This window comes from Streptomyces sp. KLMMK, assembly GCF_036961605.1.
GTDB lineage: Bacteria > Actinomycetota > Actinomycetes > Streptomycetales > Streptomycetaceae > Streptomyces > Streptomyces telluris.
Map to the genome: position 1 here is coordinate 1 of NZ_JBAMDC010000688.1, position 1,812 is coordinate 1,812.

Consider the following 1,812-nt stretch of genomic DNA (forward strand, 5'->3'; position numbering starts at 1 on the left):
GACGCCGGCGACCCGGCCGTCGCCCTGCTGGCCGAGGGCTGGCGCGAGGTGCTGGGGCACGACCGGTTCTCGCCGTCGTCCCACTTCTTCCAGGTCGGCGGGCACTCCCTCCTTGCCGCCCACCTCGCTGCCTGGCTGGAGACCCGGCTCGGCACGCGCCCGCCGCTGCGCGTCCTCTTCCAGCACCCCGTCCTCGCCGACCAGGCCCGAGCCCTGACGGAGACCGCCCGATGAGCGCCACCACCCCCTCCTCCGTCCTGGAGACGGAGCACCGCGAGATCGCCGACGCCTTCACCGCGTTCGTCCGCCGCGAGCTGGTCCCCCTGGCGGCCGAGCTGCCGGAGAACGGGGACATGCCGCCGGCCGACCTGCGCACCTACGTCCGCCGCCGCTCGGCGAAGCTGGGCTTCTACGCCGGCGACCACCCCGAGGAACTGGGCGGCTCCGGCATGCCGTTCAGCGCCGTGGTGCTGCTGCACCACGCGGCCGGCCGCAGCGGCTGCCCGCTGGCCCCGTACGCGCTCGCCGGCTCGGACGGGCCGAGCCCGCTGCTGCGCCAGGGCACCGAGAAGCAGATCGAGCAGTACCTGAAGCCGCTGGTGCGCGGCGAGGCCACGCGCTGCCTCGCGCTGACCGAGCCGAACGCCGGGTCCGACGCCTTCCACCTGACCACCACCGCCACGCGGGACGCGGACGGCGGCTGGGTGCTGTCGGGCCGCAAGACGTTCGTCAGCAACGCCGGTCACGCGGACTTCGTCATCGTCGTGGCCCGGGCCGTCGACGCCGGCGGAGGCGAGGGCGGTGCCACGGCGTTCGTCATGGGCATGGACCAGCCGCGCCTGCGCATCGGCCAGCGCTACCAGGGCATGTCCGGCGAGGAGCTGTACGAACTGGTGCTGGACGAGGTGCGGCTGCCCGCCGAGGCCGTCATCGGCGGCGAGGCGGGCGTCGGCGCGGCCCTCGGCAACGGCATCGACAGCCTCTCCCGCGGCCGGCTCGTGGTGGCGGCGATGTGCAACGGCATCGCCGAGCACGCCCTGGAGCTGGGGATCGAGTACGCCCGGGAGCGGCGGGCCTTCGGGGAGCGCATCGGCGCCTACCAGCACGTCCAGGAGCACCTCGTGAGCAGCCGGGCGGAGGTGGAGGCGGCCAAGCTGCTGACGCTGGCGTGCGCGCGGCTGGTGGACGAGGGCGTGGAGGCCCCGGAGAACGCGGCGCTCGCCAAGCTGACGTCCTCCGAGACCGCGGTCCGGGTCGTGGACCGGTCCCTGCAGGTGCACGGGGCGACAGGCTGGGTGCGGGGCCACCCGCTGGAGTTCCTGTACCGGTACGTCCGGATGATGACGATCATCGAGGGGACGTCCGAGATCCAGAAGGTGATCGTCGCCCGGGCCATGGGGCTGGGCTGACCGCCCCCGTACCCCTTCTCCCTTTCCGGTCTCCCTTCTGATCTCCCTTCCGACGTCATCCACGGAGGAATCATGACTTCTTCACCTGTCACCACCCCGGCCGCCGGCCTTTCCGCCGGCCTGTCCACCGCCCTGTCCGTCGCCCACGGAGGCACCGCCACCGCGCACGGCTGGGACGACGTCCTGGCCCGGTACGCCCTGCAGGTCTCCCGGGACCCGGACGCCCCTGCCGTCGAGGACGGCGAACTGACCTGGACCTACGCCGAACTCGACGCGCTCGCCGAGCTGACGGCCGGCGCGCTGCGCGACCGCGTGCGCCCCGGCGACCTCGTGGGCGTCTGCCTCGACCGCTCCGCCGCCCTGGTCGCCACGGCCGTCGCCCTCGCCCGGCTCGGGGCCGTCT

At 74.1% G+C, this 1,812-nt stretch carries 3 protein-coding genes; all 3 read left to right on the top strand.

Going from position 1 to position 1,812, the window contains the following annotated elements; genetic code table 11:
* Positions 1-234, top strand: a 234-nt coding sequence (locus tag V7793_RS37140) for a phosphopantetheine-binding protein (protein ID WP_336014097.1), incomplete at its 5' end; no start/stop codon positions are given.
* Complete coding sequence (locus V7793_RS37145; RefSeq protein ID WP_336014099.1) at positions 231-1,409, top strand: acyl-CoA dehydrogenase family protein; 1,179 nt, start codon at positions 231-233, stop codon at positions 1,407-1,409. The genes V7793_RS37140 and V7793_RS37145, both read left to right, overlap by 4 nt.
* A 72-nt stretch (positions 1,410-1,481) precedes the next feature.
* The coding region (locus V7793_RS37150) for an AMP-binding protein (RefSeq protein WP_336014101.1) at positions 1,482-1,812 on the top strand (331 nt) is incomplete at its 3' end.